This is a genomic window from Rhizobium sp. WSM1274 (assembly GCF_025200775.1).
Taxonomy (GTDB): domain Bacteria; phylum Pseudomonadota; class Alphaproteobacteria; order Rhizobiales; family Rhizobiaceae; genus Rhizobium; species Rhizobium leguminosarum_I.
In genome coordinates, this window is sequence record NZ_CP104138.1 from 634609 (window position 1) to 651167 (window position 16559).

14 protein-coding genes are annotated in these 16559 nt (G+C 62.4%); 11 read left to right on the forward strand and 3 right to left on the reverse strand.

The window, feature by feature from the left end; genetic code table 11:
• Window positions 1–4 precede the first annotated feature (4 nt).
• Entirely contained in the window at window positions 5–781 is a 777-nt protein-coding gene (locus N2600_RS03005; protein ID WP_260110218.1) for a tRNA1(Val) (adenine(37)-N6)-methyltransferase, read from the forward strand.
• A 29-nt stretch (window positions 782–810) separates the two neighbouring features.
• Here N2600_RS03005 and N2600_RS03010 read toward each other — a convergent pair whose 3' ends face one another.
• A complete protein-coding gene (locus tag N2600_RS03010) occupies window positions 811–2151 on the reverse strand; it encodes an Nramp family divalent metal transporter (RefSeq protein WP_260297920.1) in 1341 nt (446 codons plus the stop codon).
• A gap of 183 nt (window positions 2152–2334) precedes the next feature.
• Between N2600_RS03010 and N2600_RS03015 the strand changes: the two genes are divergently transcribed.
• From N2600_RS03015 to N2600_RS03060, 10 genes are all read left to right on the forward strand, one after another.
• On the forward strand, window positions 2335–3195 hold the full coding sequence (locus N2600_RS03015; protein ID WP_162118367.1) for a S49 family peptidase: 861 nt from the start codon (window positions 2335–2337) through the stop codon (window positions 3193–3195).
• A gap of 18 nt (window positions 3196–3213) precedes the next feature.
• The gene (locus N2600_RS03020) at window positions 3214–3405 is read left to right on the forward strand and encodes a hypothetical protein (protein WP_162118366.1); all 192 of its coding nucleotides are present in this window, start codon (window positions 3214–3216) and stop codon (window positions 3403–3405) included.
• Window positions 3406–3693: 288 nt separating this feature from the next.
• The gene (locus N2600_RS03025; protein WP_260297921.1) at window positions 3694–4650 is read left to right on the forward strand and encodes a glycine--tRNA ligase subunit alpha; all 957 of its coding nucleotides are present in this window, start codon (window positions 3694–3696) and stop codon (window positions 4648–4650) included.
• On the forward strand, window positions 4647–5198 hold the full coding sequence (locus N2600_RS03030; protein ID WP_260297922.1) for an AAA family ATPase: 552 nt from the start codon (window positions 4647–4649) through the stop codon (window positions 5196–5198). The genes N2600_RS03025 and N2600_RS03030 overlap by 4 nt, the downstream gene beginning before the upstream one ends.
• A 61-nt stretch (window positions 5199–5259) precedes the next feature.
• Window positions 5260–5811 carry a LemA family protein gene (locus tag N2600_RS03035; protein ID WP_017963039.1) on the forward strand — a complete coding sequence of 184 codons (552 nt, stop codon included), beginning with the start codon at window positions 5260–5262 and terminating at the stop codon, window positions 5809–5811.
• 287 nt (window positions 5812–6098) lie between these two features.
• Window positions 6099–7361, forward strand: a complete 1263-nt coding sequence (locus tag N2600_RS03040; RefSeq protein WP_260297923.1) for a 3-phosphoshikimate 1-carboxyvinyltransferase — start codon at window positions 6099–6101, stop codon at window positions 7359–7361.
• A gap of 38 nt (window positions 7362–7399) precedes the next feature.
• The gene (locus N2600_RS03045) at window positions 7400–9334 is read left to right on the forward strand and encodes a DUF2207 domain-containing protein (protein ID WP_260298871.1); all 1935 of its coding nucleotides are present in this window, start codon (window positions 7400–7402) and stop codon (window positions 9332–9334) included.
• A gap of 65 nt (window positions 9335–9399) precedes the next feature.
• Window positions 9400–10677, forward strand: a complete 1278-nt coding sequence (purD, locus tag N2600_RS03050; RefSeq protein WP_260297924.1) for a phosphoribosylamine--glycine ligase — start codon at window positions 9400–9402, stop codon at window positions 10675–10677.
• Between the two features lie 99 nt (window positions 10678–10776).
• Complete coding sequence (locus tag N2600_RS03055) at window positions 10777–11238, forward strand: plant virulence effector HPE1-like domain-containing protein (protein WP_162118360.1); 462 nt, start codon at window positions 10777–10779, stop codon at window positions 11236–11238.
• A gap of 440 nt (window positions 11239–11678) precedes the next feature.
• On the forward strand, window positions 11679–13502 hold the full coding sequence (locus tag N2600_RS03060) for a methyl-accepting chemotaxis protein (RefSeq protein ID WP_170262411.1): 1824 nt from the start codon (window positions 11679–11681) through the stop codon (window positions 13500–13502).
• Window positions 13503–13580: 78 nt separating this feature from the next.
• Here the strand turns inward: N2600_RS03060 and N2600_RS03065 are convergent, their stop codons facing one another.
• Both N2600_RS03065 and glyS read right to left on the reverse strand, forming a co-directional pair.
• Window positions 13581–14069, reverse strand: coding sequence for a DUF523 domain-containing protein (locus N2600_RS03065; protein ID WP_260298872.1), 489 nt, complete (start codon window positions 14067–14069; stop codon window positions 13581–13583).
• A 311-nt stretch (window positions 14070–14380) separates the two neighbouring features.
• The gene (glyS, locus tag N2600_RS03070; protein ID WP_260297925.1) at window positions 14381–16495 is read right to left on the reverse strand and encodes a glycine--tRNA ligase subunit beta; all 2115 of its coding nucleotides are present in this window, start codon (window positions 16493–16495) and stop codon (window positions 14381–14383) included.
• Window positions 16496–16559: the final 64 nt, after the last annotated feature.

Below are 16559 nucleotides of genomic sequence, written 5' to 3' on the forward strand. Positions count from 1 at the left end.
TCCGATGACCGGGGAAACCACTGACACCATCGATGCCTTTCATCGCGGCGCCTTCCACGTGATGCAGCCGAAGGGCAGGGGCCATCGCTCCGGCATGGATGCGATGCTGCTTGCAGCTCTGGTCGCCGACGATCGCCCGGTCAGGGTTGCCGATCTCGGCGCCGGCGCCGGTGCCGCCGGTCTTGCCGTCGCCTCACGGCTTGCCAATTCGCAAGTGGTGCTCTTCGAGCGCTCGGCCGAGATGGCCGATTATGCCCGCCGCAGCATCCTCTTGCCCGACAATGCCCATGTCGCGGGCCGCGTCAGCGTCGTCGAGGCCGATGTGACGCTGACCTCCAAGGCGCGCAACGATGCGGGGCTCACCGATGAGAGCTTCCACCACGTCATCATGAACCCGCCCTTCAATGACGCCGGTGATCGGCGCACGCCGGATGCGCTGAAGGCCGAAGCCCATGCGATGACCGAGGGCCTGTTCGAAAGCTGGATCCGCACGGCCGGCGCCATCATGATCCCAGGCGGGCAATTGTCGCTGATCGCCAGGCCTCAGTCGATCGCCGAGATCGTTGCCGCCTGCGGCCGGCGCTTCGGCGGCATCGAGATCACCGCTATCCACCCGCGTCCGGGTGAAAACGCCGTGCGTATCCTGGTGACTGGTATCAAGGGATCGCGGGCGCGGCTGTCGCTGCGTGCGGGCCTCATCATGCACGAAGAGGGGAGCCACAAGTTCTCCCCTCTCGTCGATGATTTCAACAATGGCCGGGCGGCCTACGCCAGGCTTTAGACTGGCGCCACACTTTTCCTGGAATTGCTTCAGCCGGTGACGAAGTCGAAGAGCAGCTTGACGTTCAGTCCTGCAATGACGATCGCGATCAGATAGGCGATGCCGCTCAGCCAGCGGGGCGCCACGAGTTCGCCCATCTTGGCCTTGTTGCCGGTAAACATGACAAGCGGGAAGACGGCGAAGGAAAGCTGCAGGCTGAGCACCACCTGGGTGAGGATCAAAAGCTCGGCCGTGCCCTGGTCGCCATACCAGATGGTGACGATCGCCGCCGGCACGATGGCGATGGCGCGGGTGATCAGCCGGCGTATCCATGGCTTCAGCCGGATCTTGAGAAAGCCTTCCATGACGATCTGGCCGGCAAGCGTTGCCGTTACCGTCGAATTGAGACCGCAGCAGAGAAGCGCGATGCCGAACAGCGTCGGCGCGATGGCGAGGCCAAGCAGCGGCGACAGCAGCGAATAGGCATCGCCGAGTTCGACGACGTCGGTCTTGCCGTGCGCATTGAAGGCGGCGGCCGCCAGGATCAGGATCGAGGCGTTGATCAGCAGCGCGAAACACAGCGCCACCGTCGAGTCGATCGTCGCAAAGGTCAGCGCTTCCCTCTTTTCGGGAACCGTATGGCCGTAGGCCCGCGTCTGTACGATGCCGGAGTGGAGGTAGAGATTGTGCGGCATGACGGTCGCGCCGAGAATGCCGAGTGCCAGATAGAGCATCTCGGGATTGGTGACGATCTCCGTGGTCGGGAAGAAGCCGGTGAGAACGGCGCCCCATTGCGGGTCGGCCAGCAGGATCTGCACACCGAAGCAGACCGCGATGACGCCGAGCAGCGCGATGATGAAGGCTTCCACCCAGCGGAAGCCGAGCTTCTGCAGGAAGAGGATAACGAAGACGTCGAGTGCGGTGATCAGCACGCCGAGTTCAAGCGGGATGCCCATCAAGAGGTTGAGGCCGATCGCCGTGCCGATCACCTCGGCGATGTCGGTGGCGATGATGGCGATTTCCGCAAAAGCCCAGAGCGGCAGCGAGACATATTTCGGAAAGGCGTCGCGGCAGGCCTGGGCGAGGTCACGGCCCGACGCGATCGCCAGACGCGCGCAGAGCGATTGCAGCACGATGGCCATCAGGTTGGAAAGCAGCGCGACAGTGAGCAGCGCATAGCCGAATTTCGAGCCGCCGGCGAGGGATGTCGCCCAATTACCGGGGTCCATGTAGCCGACGGCGACCATGTAGCCCGGCCCGGCGAAGGCTGCCGCCCTTCGCCACATCGAGCTGTGACGCCCGGTTCCGACGGTGCGGTAGACATCGGACAGCGACGCCTCGCCGCGTTCGTGCCGCCAACCGCTCTTTGCATTCGGATTAAGGACGTCCATGCGATTTCCACCTGTTCTATCGTCAGCGCACTATGACGAATTAGAATGATAATGCAAGTCATTCGCAACAACAAATTCAAACCCGCTATTTTCGGGAACGCGGGGATTGCGTTTGCCGTTCCAACGCATACATGGATGCCGATCGCAAACTGCGATCGTGCGACCCGAAGCGAAGGATGGGAAATGGCCGGATTCTTGAGAAAACTGCTGCCGAAACGGTTCCGCAAGGACGGCATCACCATCCCGGTCGTCCGGCTGCAGGGGGCGATCATCAGCGGCGGCGGCCAGTTCCGGCCGACCCTCAATCTGGCCAATGTCTCTCCGGTTCTGGAAAAGGCCTTCGCTATGAAGGACGCGCCGGCGATTGCCATCTCCATCAATTCGCCGGGCGGTTCGCCCGTCCAGTCGCGCCTGATCTTCACCCGCATTCGCGAGCTTGCCCGCGAGAAGCAGAAGAAGGTTCTGGTCTTCGTCGAGGATGTCGCCGCCTCCGGCGGCTACATGATCGCGCTGGCCGGCGACGAGATCATTGCCGATGCCACCTCCATCGTCGGCTCGATCGGCGTCGTCTCCGGCGGTTTCGGTTTTCCCGAACTCTTGAAGAAGATCGGCGTCGAGCGCCGCGTCTATACCGCCGGCGAAAACAAGGTGATCCTCGATCCGTTCCAGCCGGAAAAGGAAAAGGACATCGAATATCTGAAGAGCCTGCAGCTCGAAATTCATCAAGTCTTCATCTCCATGGTGCGCGAGCGTCGCGCCGGCAAGCTGACAGACGATGCGACGGTCTTTTCCGGCCTGTTCTGGAGCGGCACGCGCGGCCTGGAGCTCGGCCTCATCGATGGCCTCGGCGACATGCGCCAGGAACTGAAAAGGCGCTACGGCCAGAAGACCAAGCTGGAGCTCGTCACCGCCGGCCGCGGCCTGTTCGGCCGCCGAATTCCCGGCGTGTCCCCGGTGTCGCTCGAGGGCGCTGCATCCGGTCTCGCAACAGGGCTTGTCGAAGCGGCGGAAGAGAGAGCATTGTGGAGCCGTTTCGGGCTTTGAAGGGAGCAAGAGAGGGGCATGCCGCAGTTAATTACCATTCTGATCCTGATCTTCTCAGCCTGGTGGCTCTACCGCCGCTTCGTCTCTGACGCCCGCAAGCTCGCCGAAAAGTCGCGCCGCGCCGAAAAGGAGCGCCAGACCGGCGCGATCGGCACGCTGGTCAAGGACCCGGAGACCGGTGAATACCGGCTGAAGCGCGAGGGCGAATAAAATTAAGAGCACAAATTGAAGGGTCTCGCCACTGCTCTGCCCCATCCAGCATCCTAGACCCCTCCCCAACCCCTCCCCACAAGGGGGAGGGACTAACCCGGAGTACCCGCCTCGCTCCTCCTTGAACGTCGAAGATCTGGAAAGCGGGCGCAGCAAGTTAACCCCTCCCCCTTGTGGGGAGGGGTTGGGGAGGGGTTTTAGATCTCTCCGCCGCCGCAAAAGTCTTGACCCCTGCCGCCCTCCATGGCACCTGTCGCGCCGATAAATCCCACGCAATCGGTGCCGTTGATGTCAGCTATCCCAGACCATATGAACCCGAAGCGCTCCTTTCAGGCGCTGATCCTGACCCTGCATCATTACTGGGCGGATAAGGGTTGCGCGGTACTGCAGCCCTACGACATGGAAGTCGGCGCCGGCACCTTCCATCCGGCCACCACGCTGCGCGCCCTCGGCCCCAAGCCCTGGAAGGCCGCTTACGTTCAGCCATCCCGCCGCCCTTCCGACGGTCGCTATGGCGAGAATCCGAACCGGCTGCAGCATTATTACCAGTACCAGGTCATCCTGAAGCCGAACCCGCCAAATCTGCAGGAGCTTTATCTCGGCTCGCTGGCGGCGATCGGTCTCGATCCGCTGCTGCATGATATCCGTTTCGTCGAGGACGACTGGGAAAGCCCGACGCTCGGCGCCTGGGGCCTCGGCTGGGAGTGCTGGTGCGATGGCATGGAAGTCTCGCAGTTCACCTATTTCCAGCAGGTCTGCGGCATCGAATGCTCACCCGTCGCGGGCGAACTGACCTATGGTCTCGAACGCCTCGCCATGTATGTCCAGGGCGTCGACAATGTCTATGACCTGAACTTCAACGGCCGCGAAGGCGACGAGAAGATCAGCTATGGCGATGTTTTCCTGCAGGCCGAGCAGGAATATTCGCGCCATAATTTCGAATTCGCCAACACCGAGATGCTGCATCGCCACTTCGTCGATGCCGAGAAGGAATGCCGGGCGCTGCTCGATGCCGGCGCACCCGGCGACAACGCCAACCAGCGCCTGCACAAATGCGTCTTCCCGGCCTATGACCAGTGCATCAAGGCTAGCCACGTCTTCAACCTGCTCGATGCCCGCGGCGTCATCTCGGTTACCGAGCGGCAGAGCTACATCCTGCGCGTACGCACGCTCGCCAAGGCCTGTGGCGAAGCCTTCCTGCTGACCGATGCCGGCGGCGTCAATCTGGCCAAAGAGGCGGCGTGACGCAACAGCCAGCCAGCCGCATCATCCATATCAACGGCTGGCCGGGCACTGGAAAGCTGACTGTCGGCCGCCTGCTGGCGAAGAGGCTCGGCGCGCGGCTCGTTGATAATCACATGCTGCTCAATCCGGCTGAGGCCCTGTTCTCGCGCAGCGATCCGCTGCACGCATCGCTGCGTGGGCAGATCCGCCAGGCGGTTTTCGATCATGCCGTGCGCGCAGACCCGGCTGAAAGCTTCGTCTTCACCGATGCCTTATCGGACGATGCACAAGACACTGCGACGTTTTCCTGGTATCGCGATCTGGCTGCCGCAAGAGGCGCCGATCTGGTGGCAATCCTGCTCGATTGCGCCCCGGAAGAGAACGCCAGGCGCCTTGCCTCTCCCGGCCGGTCCGAGGCGCTCAAGCTGACGGATATTGCGGTACTGCAACGGCTGCGGGCAAACCACAGGCTGCTGCGCGGGCTGGCTGAACGCACCGTCGAAATCGACACGACAGGCCTTTTGCCGGAGCAGACGACGGCCCGAATCCTCGGAGATATCGGCGTTTGACGGCAGCCGGCAAAACCGCTTAGTGTCCGCCCCGACATTACTTCGCTGCGGGGGATTCGCGATGTATATTGCACTTGGCGTCATCGTTCTGGTCGCGCTCTATCTCATCTTCATCTACAACGGCCTGGTTCGCGCGCGGCAGATGGCGGAAGAGGCCTGGTCGGGCATCGATGTCCAGCTCAAGCGCCGCGCCGACCTGATCCCGAACCTGATCGAGACGGTCAAGGGCTATGCCGCCCATGAAAAGTCGACGCTCGAAGAGGTGGTTGAGCTCCGCAACAAGGCGCAAGCCGTGCCATCAGGCGATGTCGCCGGCAGGGCGCAGGCGGAAGGCCTGCTCGGCCAGGCGCTCGGTCGTGTTATGGCGCTCGCCGAAGCCTATCCGGATCTCAAGGCCAACCAGAACTTTGCCGAGCTGCAGGCTTCGCTGGAAACCATGGAGGGCGAGCTGCAAATGGCGCGGCGTTACTACAACGGCGCCGCCCGCGATCTCAACGTCAAGGTCGAAAGCTTCCCGTCCAATCTCGTCGCCGGCCAGTTTGGTTTTGCCAAGCGGGAATATTTCGAAATCACCAACGAGGCCGACCGCGCTGTCCCCACCGTGAAATTCTGACGATCCGGCATTTTGCCTTTGCCAGAAAGCAATTAAGAGCAAGGGCAGTTTGCGGCCGGCGAGAACAGGATGATTTTAGGCCAGGTCGGCCTAAAATCTGAATCCTGTTCTCAATTAAAGAGTTAGAGCATGATGTCGCCCGAAAACCGCTGCACACTTTTCGGCATCATGCTCTGAGCATGTCGCGCAAAAGTGTGCAGCGGTTTTGCGATAACGACATGCGCAAAACCAAAGACCTAAAGCGCGGCACGCGCTTTAGGGACGCCCCATGGACGGAAGAAAATAGCATGACACGCACAGCCAAACTCACGATCATTCCGCCGGGCCGGCCGCTTTCGGGCCCCGCCATGCCGCCGGGCTCAAAGTCGATCACCAATCGCGCCCTGCTGCTTGCCGGCCTGGCGAAGGGCACCAGCCGGCTGACCGGGGCGCTGAAGAGCGACGATACGCGCTATATGGCCGAAGCGCTGCGGGCCATGGGTGTTTCGATCGACGAGCCAGACGATACCACCTTTGTCGTCACCGGCAGCGGCAAGCTGCTGCCGCCGAAGGCGCCGCTCTTCCTCGGCAATGCCGGCACGGCGACACGCTTCCTGACGGCGGCTGCGGCTTTGGTCGACGGCACCGTCATCGTCGATGGCGACGAGCATATGCGCAAGCGGCCGATCGGCCCGCTGGTCGAGGCGATGCGCACGCTCGGCATCGACGTGACCGCCGAGACCGGCTGCCCGCCGGTCACCGTCAAGGGCACCGGCCGCTTCCAGGCCGACCGCATCCGCATCGATGGCGGCCTGTCCAGCCAGTATGTTTCGGCACTGCTGATGATGGCGGCCGGCGGCGACCGGCCGGTCGATATCGAACTCGTCGGCGAGGATATCGGCGCACTCGGCTATATCGACCTGACCACGGCGGCGATGAAGGCCTTCGGCGCCAAGGTCGAGAAGACCAGCCCCGTCACATGGCGGGTCGAGCCGACCGGCTACCGCGCCGCCGATTTCATCGTCGAGCCGGATGCCTCGGCTGCGACCTATCTCTGGGCGGCCGAGGTTCTCACCGGCGGCGCGATCGATCTCGGTGTTCCCTCCGATAGCTTCTCGCAGCCCGATGCGCGCGCCTATGACATCATCGCCAAATTCCCGCATCTGCCGGCAGCGATCGACGGCTCGCAGATGCAGGATGCCGTTCCGACCCTTGCCGTGCTTGCCGCCTTCAACGAGACGCCGGTTCGCTTCGTCGGCATCGCCAATCTGCGCGTCAAGGAATGCGATCGCATCCGGGCGCTCTCGACCGGCCTCAACCGCATTGTTTCAGGCCTTGCCCGCGAAGAGGGCGACGATCTGATCGTGCAGTCCGATCCCGCACTTGCGGGAAAGCGTCTATCGGCGGAGATCGACAGTTTCGCCGATCACCGCATTGCCATGAGCTTCGCGCTGGCAGGGCTCAAGATCGACGGCATTACCATTCTCGATCCCGATTGCGTCGGCAAAACCTTCCCCGCCTATTGGCGGACGCTCGCGGCACTCGGCGTGAAATACCAGGACAACGATTGACGGAACGCGCAGCCGAGGCTGCCGGCGAGGAGACAGGGATGGGGCGTCGGGTTTTCGGATTTTGCTTTGCGCTGCTGTTGATGCTCGCCGCTCCGGCGGTGTTTGCCGCCGAGGTGATCGACAGTTTCGCCTCCGATATCGCGCTCGAAAAGAGCGGAGCGATGACGGTGACGGAAACGATCACCGTTAATGCAGAGAACAACCAGATCGACCACGGCATCTTCCGTGACTTCCCGCTCTATTTCACCGATGCCGCGGGCCGCCGCCGCAGCGTCGATTTCGATATGGTCTCGGTCCAGCGTGATGGCGATAACGAGCCCTGGCACACCGAGTCGATATCAGGCGGCATCCGCATCTATGCCGGTTCTGCCGATGTGACGGTGACGCCGGGCCGTCATCAATATGTCTTCACCTACAAGACCAACCGCCAGATCCGCTATTTCGACGATCATGACGAACTCTACTGGAACGTCACCGGCAATGGCTGGATCTTCCCGATCCGCTCGGCAACGGCGACGGTGCACCTGCCGCCCGGTGTCGGCGCCACTGATACGATCTTCTTCACCGGCCCGGAAGGCGCGACCGGCAAGAATGCCCGCGTCAGCGAAACCGGCGCCGGCCTGGTCTTTTCGACGACCGAGCCGCTCGACGCACACGAAGGCCTGACCTTCTCGATCAAGATGGCGAAGGGCGCCATCGATGCGCCGAGCGCCGATATGGAAAGCAGCTGGTGGTTGAAGGACAACCGCAATTATTTCATCGGCTTCGGCGGCCTGATCCTCGTCTTCGCCTACTATACGCGCTCCTGGCTGAAGGTCGGCCGCGATCCCGCCCGCGGCGTCGTCGTGCCGCGCTGGGATGCGCCAGACGGCATCTCGCCGGCACTGGTCAACTACATCGACAATAAGGGCTTCTCCGGCGGAGGCTGGACGGCGCTGTCCGCCACTGCGCTCAATCTCGCCGTTCGCGGTTACGTCAAGCTCGAGGACCTGAAGAATTCGATCGTTATCCACGGCACTGGCAAGCCGCTCGGCAAGGAGAAATTCCAGGCCGGCGAGATCGAATTGCTGAAGGTTGCCGGCGGCGCCGGCTCGACGCTGACGATCGACAAGGCCAATGGCGAGCGGGTGAAGTCCGTCGGCCAGGCCTTTCGCTCGGCGATCGAGAAGGAACACCGCGGCAAATATTACAATTCCAACCTCGGTTATACCGCAGGCGGCATCGTGCTCAGTGCCGCCGCCCTGGTGATACTGTTCTTCTTCGGTTCGCTGGAGCCCGAGACGATCGCGCTGATGCTGATTCCAATCGCCATCTCGGTCTTCGTCGCGGTGTTTGCCGCCGGCCTCGTCAGATCGGTGCATCGCGGCAAGTCGCTGTTCGGCAAGATCATCGCCATCATCTCCACGGCGATCGGCGTTTTCGTCGGCGTCAGCATCCTGGCGATCATGGTGATGGTGCTCACCTCGTCGCTGATGGAGCTGCATGAAACGCCGATGCTCTTTGCCGTCGGCGGCATCGTGCTTTTGAACATCCTGTATTTCTTCATCATGGGCGCCCCGACCCCGCTCGGCGCCAAGATGATGGACGGCATAGATGGCCTGCGCCAGTATCTGACGCTTGCCGAGAAGGACCGGATGAACACGGCTGGCGCGCCCTCTATGTCGCCGCAGCATTTCGAGACGCTACTGCCCTATGCGGTGGCGCTCGGCGTCGAAAAGCCCTGGTCGCGCACTTTCGAGGCCTGGCTTGCGGCAGCTGCCGCCGGCGCGGCTGCCGCCTATGCACCCGCCTGGTATTCCGGCAATTTCAACAGCGGCGGTTTCTCCGATCGTATCGGCGGCTTTTCCTCGTCGATGGCCTCGACCATCGCTTCGACGATTCCTTCGCCGCCGCCGTCTAGTTCATCCTCCGGTTTTTCCGGCGGCGGCTCGTCCGGCGGGGGCGGCGGAGGCGGCGGAGGCGGGGGTTGGTGAGCTTTCCCGCTTGACCTTTCGGTCCTTCGCCCTTAACCGCCAGACGAAACAGGAAAGGGTCGCGCATGAAGGTTCTGTTGATCGGATCGGGCGGACGCGAGCATGCGCTCGCCTGGAAGCTGGCGCAATCGCCGTTGATGACGGAATTCTATGCTGCACCCGGCAATCCCGGCATTGCCGAACACGCCGTGCTGGTGCCCCTTGACATCGAGGATCACCAAGCGGTCGCGGCCTTCTGCAAGGACAAGGCGATCGATTTGGTCGTCGTCGGTCCGGAGGCGCCGCTGGTTGCCGGCCTCGCCGACCGGCTGCGCGCCGATGGCCTGGCGGTCTTCGGTCCCTCCGCTGCCGCAGCCCAGCTCGAGGGTTCCAAAGGCTTCACCAAGGATATCTGCGCCCGCTACGGCATCCCGACAGGCGCCTACCAGCGCTTCAACAATGGACCGAAGGCCAAAGCCTATATCCGCGCCGAGGGTGTGCCGATCGTCGTCAAGGCCGATGGCCTTGCCGCCGGCAAGGGCGTCACGGTTGCGATGACGCTCGAGGAAGCTTTGGCTGCTGTCGACGACTGCTTCGAAGGCGCCTTTGGCGTTGCCGGCGCCGAAGTCGTCGTCGAAGCCTATCTTGATGGCGAGGAGGCGAGCTTCTTCTGCCTCTGCGATGGCAAACATGTGCTGCCGCTCGCAACCGCCCAGGATCACAAGCGGGTGGGCGAGGGCGATACCGGCGTCAATACCGGCGGCATGGGCGCCTATTCGCCGGCGCCTGTGATGACCGCCGAAATGGTCGAGCGGACGATGAAGGAGATCATCGAGCCGACGATGCGCGGCATGGCCGAGAGCGGCCATCCCTTCTCCGGTGTCTTTTTCGCCGGGCTGATGATCACTAAGAAGGGGCCTGAACTCATCGAATACAATGTCCGCTTCGGCGACCCCGAATGCCAGGTGATGATGATGCGGTTGAAAAGCGACCTTCTGCCGCTGCTGCTCGCCACCGCCAACGGCACGCTCGATCAGGTCAACGCCGAATGGAACGACGATCCGGCGCTGACGGTGGTCATGGCGTCCAAGGGTTACCCCGGCGCCTACGAGAAGAATACGCCGATCCTCTCCCTGCCTGATACGGGCGAGGGCGAGAAGGTGTTTCATGCCGGCACGGGTCTGAAAGACGGTGTGCTGGTTGCGACCGGCGGCCGCGTGCTGAACGTCACCGCGTCAGGTGGCACGGTCGCCGAGGCCAAGGACCGCGCCTATGCGCTGCTCGACAGGGTAAGATGGGAAAACGGCTTTTGCCGGCGCGACATCGGCTGGCGGGCGATCGAGCGCGAAACCGGCGCGGAATGAGTATAAACCGGCCCGTTCTTTAAATTTTTACCCTTTCCCCTGACGGGATAGAAACAAAGCTGCGCTAATTTGCTCCCAAGATGAGACGGAGTAGCGTTGATGCGTCAGATTTTCCTCGGTGCGGCAATCCTGCTGATGGCAGGTTCTGCGATGGCGTCCTCGATCGAGGTGGTCGGCAAGACTGCGCCGCGTGCTGAAGGCAGCATCGTCACCGAAACCTGCGCCCATTGCCCGCCGCTCCAGACCGAGCTGACCAAGAGGGACTATACGGTGCCGGAGCTGAAGCCCGGCGTCCTCGAGGCGAGTGAAATCCGCGATGTCGGCGGTGAAAAGAAGATTTACCGCACCGAAGGCTGGATGGGTGGCTCGCCCGTCGTTTTCGTCAGCAAGGCGACGCCTGAATCCATGATTGCGGCCGCGCCGCCGGCGCCGCCGGTCGACGGCATCGACATGAATTCAACCACCGCGGCCGTCATTGGCGGCGACGCCAGGCCCGTTGCGGCAGGTATGGTGGAACAACCGGCAGCGCTAAACGCTTCCGAATTCAAGCTGCGTTTCTAGGAGCAACTTCCGGCAAAAGTGTTGAGCGGTTTTGCGTCCGGAATTGCCTAAACAACAAATTCCCTGCCCCCGCCTGATCAAGGTTTCGATCGTTTGGGGGTCCACCACAGGTGGGCCGAATGCACCCTCGATGAGCAGCGGGGGTGCATTCATGTTTTGATGCACCGGGCACGCTGAGAATTCAAAAGAGAAATGATATTTGGCCGGCGGATGAAAATCCGGCGGTCTGCCTTGTAACTTTACCCCCTGATTTTCAGGGAAGTTCACATCGCGAACAACAAAATTAAAGCTTTTTTATAGGGTGAGCATTAATTGATACTTTACCCGGTCGCAGCATGTTTATTTTAGCAGCGGTAGACGCGTCCTCTTTTTCGGCGCGCTCGCACAGGCGGTAGAAGACCGCACCGGAATGCAGCCATCCATTCCCGTTGCGAGGCGTCATGAAAAATTTGAAGATATCGAAGCAGCTCATATTGCTGGTCGTCGGCCTGATGATCGCCTTTGCGATCGCCACCTCCCTGCAGATCCGCTCCTCCGTCAACGCGATCTACAACGAACGCTACGACATGCTGCGGGCGGAGGTGCAGTCTGCGGTCTCTGTTCTCAAAATCTACCAGGCCAAAGTGACTGCCGGCGAAATGACGCTGGAAGACGCCCAGAAGCAGGCCTACGCCACCGTCAATGCGATGAAATACGACCCCGATGGCTATTTCTTCGGCTATAGCTACGACATCCAGATGATGTTCCACTATGATGCCGCGAAAGTCGGTCAGGTCAACAAGGGTCAGCCGGACAGCAAAGGCAAGCTCTATCGAGAAGAGCTGGTCAAGCTCGGGCAGCAGGGCGGCGGTCTCGTCGAATATTATTCCACAGCCAAACCGGGCCACCCCGCTGGCGATTTTCGCAAGACGGCCTATGCACAGGCCTTCGATCCCTGGAAGGTCGTCGTCGTCACCGGCGTCTATATGGACGATCTCGATGCTCAGATAAACAGCACGATCCTGACCGCGCTCTCCGGCAGCATCGTTCTGTTCTTCCTTGCCATGACAGCCGCATACTTTGTCATCCGCGGCATATCGGGACCTCTCAACAACGTCCATGCCGCCCTGAAGGCCGTCGCCGAAGAGGATGTTTCGATAGCCATCCCGCATACCGGGATGAACAACGAAGTCGGCATGATGGCGAAGGCGACGTTGTCGCTGCAGGAAAAGATCAGGGAACGCCATCAGATGTCCGATCGCGAGGCGGCTCAGCAGCTGGCTCTGGAAAGCGAGCGCGAGAACAATCTGCGCCAGCAGCAGGATGAGACGACGCTCCAGGCGCGGGTGGTGGCAACGATTGGCCAGGCACTGGCGATGATTGCCCGTGGCGATCTCACCGTCCGCTGCGCCGATCTCGGCCAGAAGTATGCCGCCCTCCGCGATAACTTCAACGATGCGCTGTCGCATCTCGAAGCCGCCATGGCCAAGGTCAGTGCCAAGGGCACCGACATCGGCACCAGCAAGGAAGAGATCCGCCGCGCCTCCAACGAGTTATCGCAGCGCACCGAGCGCCAGGCGGCCAGCCTGGAAGAGACTTCGGCCGCCCTCGATGAGCTCACCGTCGCCGTCCGCCAGACGGCCGATGGCGCGCACGAAGCCAGCAAGCGCGTCCACTCGGTCAGCACCGAGGCCACCCATAGCGATGCGATCGTCACCCAGGCGATCGAGGCGATGAGCGGCATCGAGAAGTCGTCCTCGGAGATCACCAAGATCATCGGCGTCATCGACGAGATCGCCTTCCAGACCAACCTTCTGGCGCTGAATGCCGGCGTCGAGGCAGCGCGTGCCGGCGAATCCGGCAAGGGTTTTGCGGTCGTCGCCCAGGAAGTGCGCGAACTTGCCCAGCGTTCCGCCGCGGCCGCCAAGGAGATAAAGGACCAGATCGCCCGCTCCTCCAGCCAGGTCGACCATGGCGTCCGTCTGGTCGGCGAGGCAGGCGAAGCGCTGAAACGGATCTCCGACCAGATCAAGGCCGCCAACGAGATCGTCGCCAAGATTGCCCACAGCGCCTCCGAACAGGACACGACGCTGCGCTCGATCTCCTCGTCGATGAACCAGCTCGACGCCGCCACGCAGCAGAATGCCGCCATGGCCGAAGAGACCACGGCATCGGCCGAGACGCTGGCCACCGATACCGACGAGCTGATCGACCTCATCCGCGGATTCCGCGTCAGTGGCGAACGCACCGCTCCCGCCACACATCAGGGTCGCCGTGCCGCTTAAACGGCACGGAGACGAAAGCGTTTTCATCACCAAATTCTTAGCGGCCGTCGGTTCTCCGGCGGCCGTGCCGTTTGAAGCTCATTGCGCGACACGATCAATCAGCCGCTCGATTTCGCGATCGGAATACACCTCGACGCCATCAGCTTTCAGCGCCGCCGCCGTCACGCCGTTGCCGGCACGCTTGCGGCCGGAAAACGTGCCGTCATAGATGAAATCGGATCCGCAGGACGGGCTGCCGTCGATGAGCAGCGCATAACGGCAGCCGGCCTCCCTTGCGAGCGCCACGGCATTTTTCGCCGCCAGCAGGAATTCTTCCGTTACGTCGGCGCCCGTCAGCTCGACAACCCGCGCCGTGCCGGCCAGCACCTCTTCGCCGGTTGCCGCCTCTGCGATCTCCGCCGGCGGCCGCGGCACCATCATGCCCGCCGACATCTCCGGACAGATCGTCACCAACCGACCCTCGGACCGCCATGTCTCGATTACCGGATGAAGCAACGGCTTCGCCCGCCCGTCATACCGAACGGCGTGCCCCATGAGACAGGCGCTGACGAGAATCTTTCTCTGCATGTGTGCTTGGATAACGCGGTAACCGGGGCGATGCCAGTGTTGAATGAGCTTATCTAAGGCGGTAGTGAACCGCATCCGCCCCTCATCCGCCTGCCGGCACCTTCTCCCCGTAAACGGGGCGAAGGGGATATGCCGCACGCTCCCCGTTCCCCGCCAGCCTCTCGCGCGGCACGTCCCCTCGCCCCGCGAGCGGGGAGAGGGTTAGGGTGAGGGGCCGTTGTTTTTCGAGACGGCGCCACATCGGCGCAGAGTGGACAAGGTGGGCTTGACCCGAGGATGCACCCGGCAAGCGCCCTCTTCATGCCGGCAAATCACCCCGAAATTTTCGAGAAATCCGCAACCGTTCCCGTCGCCTCGCGGATCAGCCGCAGCAGGGCGAGACGGTTGGCGCGGATGGCGGCGTCCTCGTCGTTGACGAGCACGTCTTCGAAGAAGCGGTCGACCGGGCCGCGCAGCTTGGAGAGCGCTTCCATCGCCGAGCGGAAATCCTCGCGGGCGACGGCCTCCGACGCATCCTTCGAGGCGCTGGAGATGGCGGCGAAGAGCTCCTTTTCGGCATCGAGCGACAGAAGCGCCTGCGACACGCCGTCGGCGATCACCGTGCCCTTCTTTTCCTCGGCGGCAAGCAACTGCGTCGCCCGCTTGGTGCCGGCGAGCAGGTTCTTGCCGTCTTCCGAGGTGATGAAGGCCGTCAGCGCTTCGACGCGGCGCGCCACCATCAGCAGGTCGTCGGCATCTGAAGTCAGCACGGCGTCGATCAGATCGTGGCGAGCGCCCTGATCGCGCAGATAGACCTTGAGGCGGTCATGGAAGAAGGAGAGCAGGTCGCCATCCCTTGTTGTTGCCAGCAGCGGCAGGCGGATCCTTCGCTCCAGCAGGATCCTGACGACGCCGAGTGCGGCACGCCTCAGTGCGAATGGATCCTTCGACCCTGTCGGCTTTTCATCGATCGCCCAGAAGCCGATCAGCGTATCGAGCTTGTCGGCAAGGGCGATCGTGATCGCCACTCTGTCCTCCGGCACGCGGTCCGACGGCCCCTGCGGCTTGTAGTGATCCTCGATCGCTGCGGCAACAGAGGCATCCTCACCCTGCAGCACCGCATATTTGCGGCCCATCAAGCCCTGCAGTTCCGGGAATTCGCCAACCGCTTCGGTGCGCAGATCGGCCTTTGCAAGCACGGCGGCGCGATCGGTGAGAGCCGCATCGGCGCCGGTGATATCAGCCAATTGCTTGGCCAGGGCTCGGATGCGGGCGACGCGTGCGCCCTGCGTGCCGAGCTTGGCATGGAAGGTCACATCGAGCGCATCGAGCTTGGCCATGCGCTGGTCGAGCGGCTTGTTGATGTCGAGGCCGAACTTTGCCGCTGAAGCGGAGAGCATCTCAAGATCCGGCAGATTGCCCTGGTCGCGCTTCCAGAAATGCAGCGCATCGGAAAGCCTTGCCCGCACCACCTTGCCGTTGCCGTGGACGATTTCCTTGCCGCCGTCGCTCGCCTGGATGTTGGAGACGAGGATGAACTTGTTCGACAGCGTCTCGCTGCCGCTCGCGCGCGTCACGAAACACTTTTGGTTGGTCTTGATCGTCAGCCGGATAATTTCGGAGGGGATCGAGAGGTAATCCTCCTCGAAACTGCCCATCAGCACCTGCGGCCATTCGACGAGGCCGGAGACTTCCTCCAGCAGGCCTTCGTCTTCCACCAGCTCAAGCCCGTTGGCAAAGGCGATATCGCGGGCGTCGTGCAGGATCATGTCCTTGCGCCGCTCGGCATCGAGGATAACCTTCGCCTTTTCCAGGTTCGCCGCATAATCGTCGAAGCGTCGCACCGTGATCACCTCGGGCGCGTGAAAACGGTGGCCGTAGGTGATGTTGGAGGCAGTGATGCCGTCGATCTCGAAGGGGATGATGGTGGTCTCTTCATGCTCCGGGCCGAAGGTGCAGACGATCGACTGCAGCGGCCGCACCCAGCGCAGCGCACCGGGCTTCGACGAGGCCTTGCCCCAGCGCATCGACTTCGGCCAGGGAAAATCGCGGATGATGCCGGGCATCACATCGGTGACGATCTCTTCGGTCGCACGGCCGGGCTTGGAGATGACCGCGACGTAGAAATCGCCCTTCTTCGGATCGCTCACCACCTGCGCCTCGGAGACCGAGGAAAGGCCGGCGCCGCGCAAAAAGCCTTCGATCGCCTTTTCGTTGGCGTCGGTCCGCGGTCCCTTGCGTTCCTCGCGCACATCGGCGGAGCGGGCCGTCAGGCCATGGATGTCGAGCGCAAGCCGCCGCGGCGTCCAATATTCGCGCGCGCCCTCGTAGGACAGGCCCGCTTCGACAAGCGCATCGGTGACGAGCTTCTTCAGGTCGCCAGCAGCCTTGCGCTGCATGCGGGCCGGAAGCTCTTCGGAGCGGAGTTCGAGAAGAAGGTTTGGCATGTCAATCTTTTTCCTTGCGCCCGCGGGCAGGGCGATCCAAAAACGTTGCTTCTGCTATCAAAGA

Bases quoted from the DNA above. Each gene is read 5' to 3' on its own strand.
- N2600_RS03055 (WP_162118360.1), top strand. From the start codon at position 10,777: ATGCGTCAGATTTTCCTCGGTGCGGCAATCCTGCTGATGGCAGGTTCT.
- N2600_RS03020 (WP_162118366.1), top strand. From the start codon at position 3,214: ATGCCGCAGTTAATTACCATTCTGATCCTGATCTTCTCAGCCTGGTGG.
- purD (WP_260297924.1), top strand. From the start codon at position 9,400: ATGAAGGTTCTGTTGATCGGATCGGGCGGACGCGAGCATGCGCTCGCC.
- N2600_RS03010 (WP_260297920.1), bottom strand. From the start codon at position 2,151: ATGGACGTCCTTAATCCGAATGCAAAGAGCGGTTGGCGGCACGAACGC.
- N2600_RS03025 (WP_260297921.1), top strand. From the start codon at position 3,694: ATGTCAGCTATCCCAGACCATATGAACCCGAAGCGCTCCTTTCAGGCG.
- N2600_RS03065 (WP_260298872.1), bottom strand. From the start codon at position 14,069: ATGCAGAGAAAGATTCTCGTCAGCGCCTGTCTCATGGGGCACGCCGTT.
- N2600_RS03060 (WP_170262411.1), top strand. From the start codon at position 11,679: ATGAAAAATTTGAAGATATCGAAGCAGCTCATATTGCTGGTCGTCGGC.
- N2600_RS03035 (WP_017963039.1), top strand. From the start codon at position 5,260: ATGTATATTGCACTTGGCGTCATCGTTCTGGTCGCGCTCTATCTCATC.
- N2600_RS03005 (WP_260110218.1), top strand. From the start codon at position 5: ATGACCGGGGAAACCACTGACACCATCGATGCCTTTCATCGCGGCGCC.
- N2600_RS03040 (WP_260297923.1), top strand. From the start codon at position 6,099: ATGACACGCACAGCCAAACTCACGATCATTCCGCCGGGCCGGCCGCTT.
- N2600_RS03015 (WP_162118367.1), top strand. From the start codon at position 2,335: ATGGCCGGATTCTTGAGAAAACTGCTGCCGAAACGGTTCCGCAAGGAC.
- glyS (WP_260297925.1), bottom strand. From the start codon at position 16,495: ATGCCAAACCTTCTTCTCGAACTCCGCTCCGAAGAGCTTCCGGCCCGC.
- N2600_RS03045 (WP_260298871.1), top strand. From the start codon at position 7,400: ATGGGGCGTCGGGTTTTCGGATTTTGCTTTGCGCTGCTGTTGATGCTC.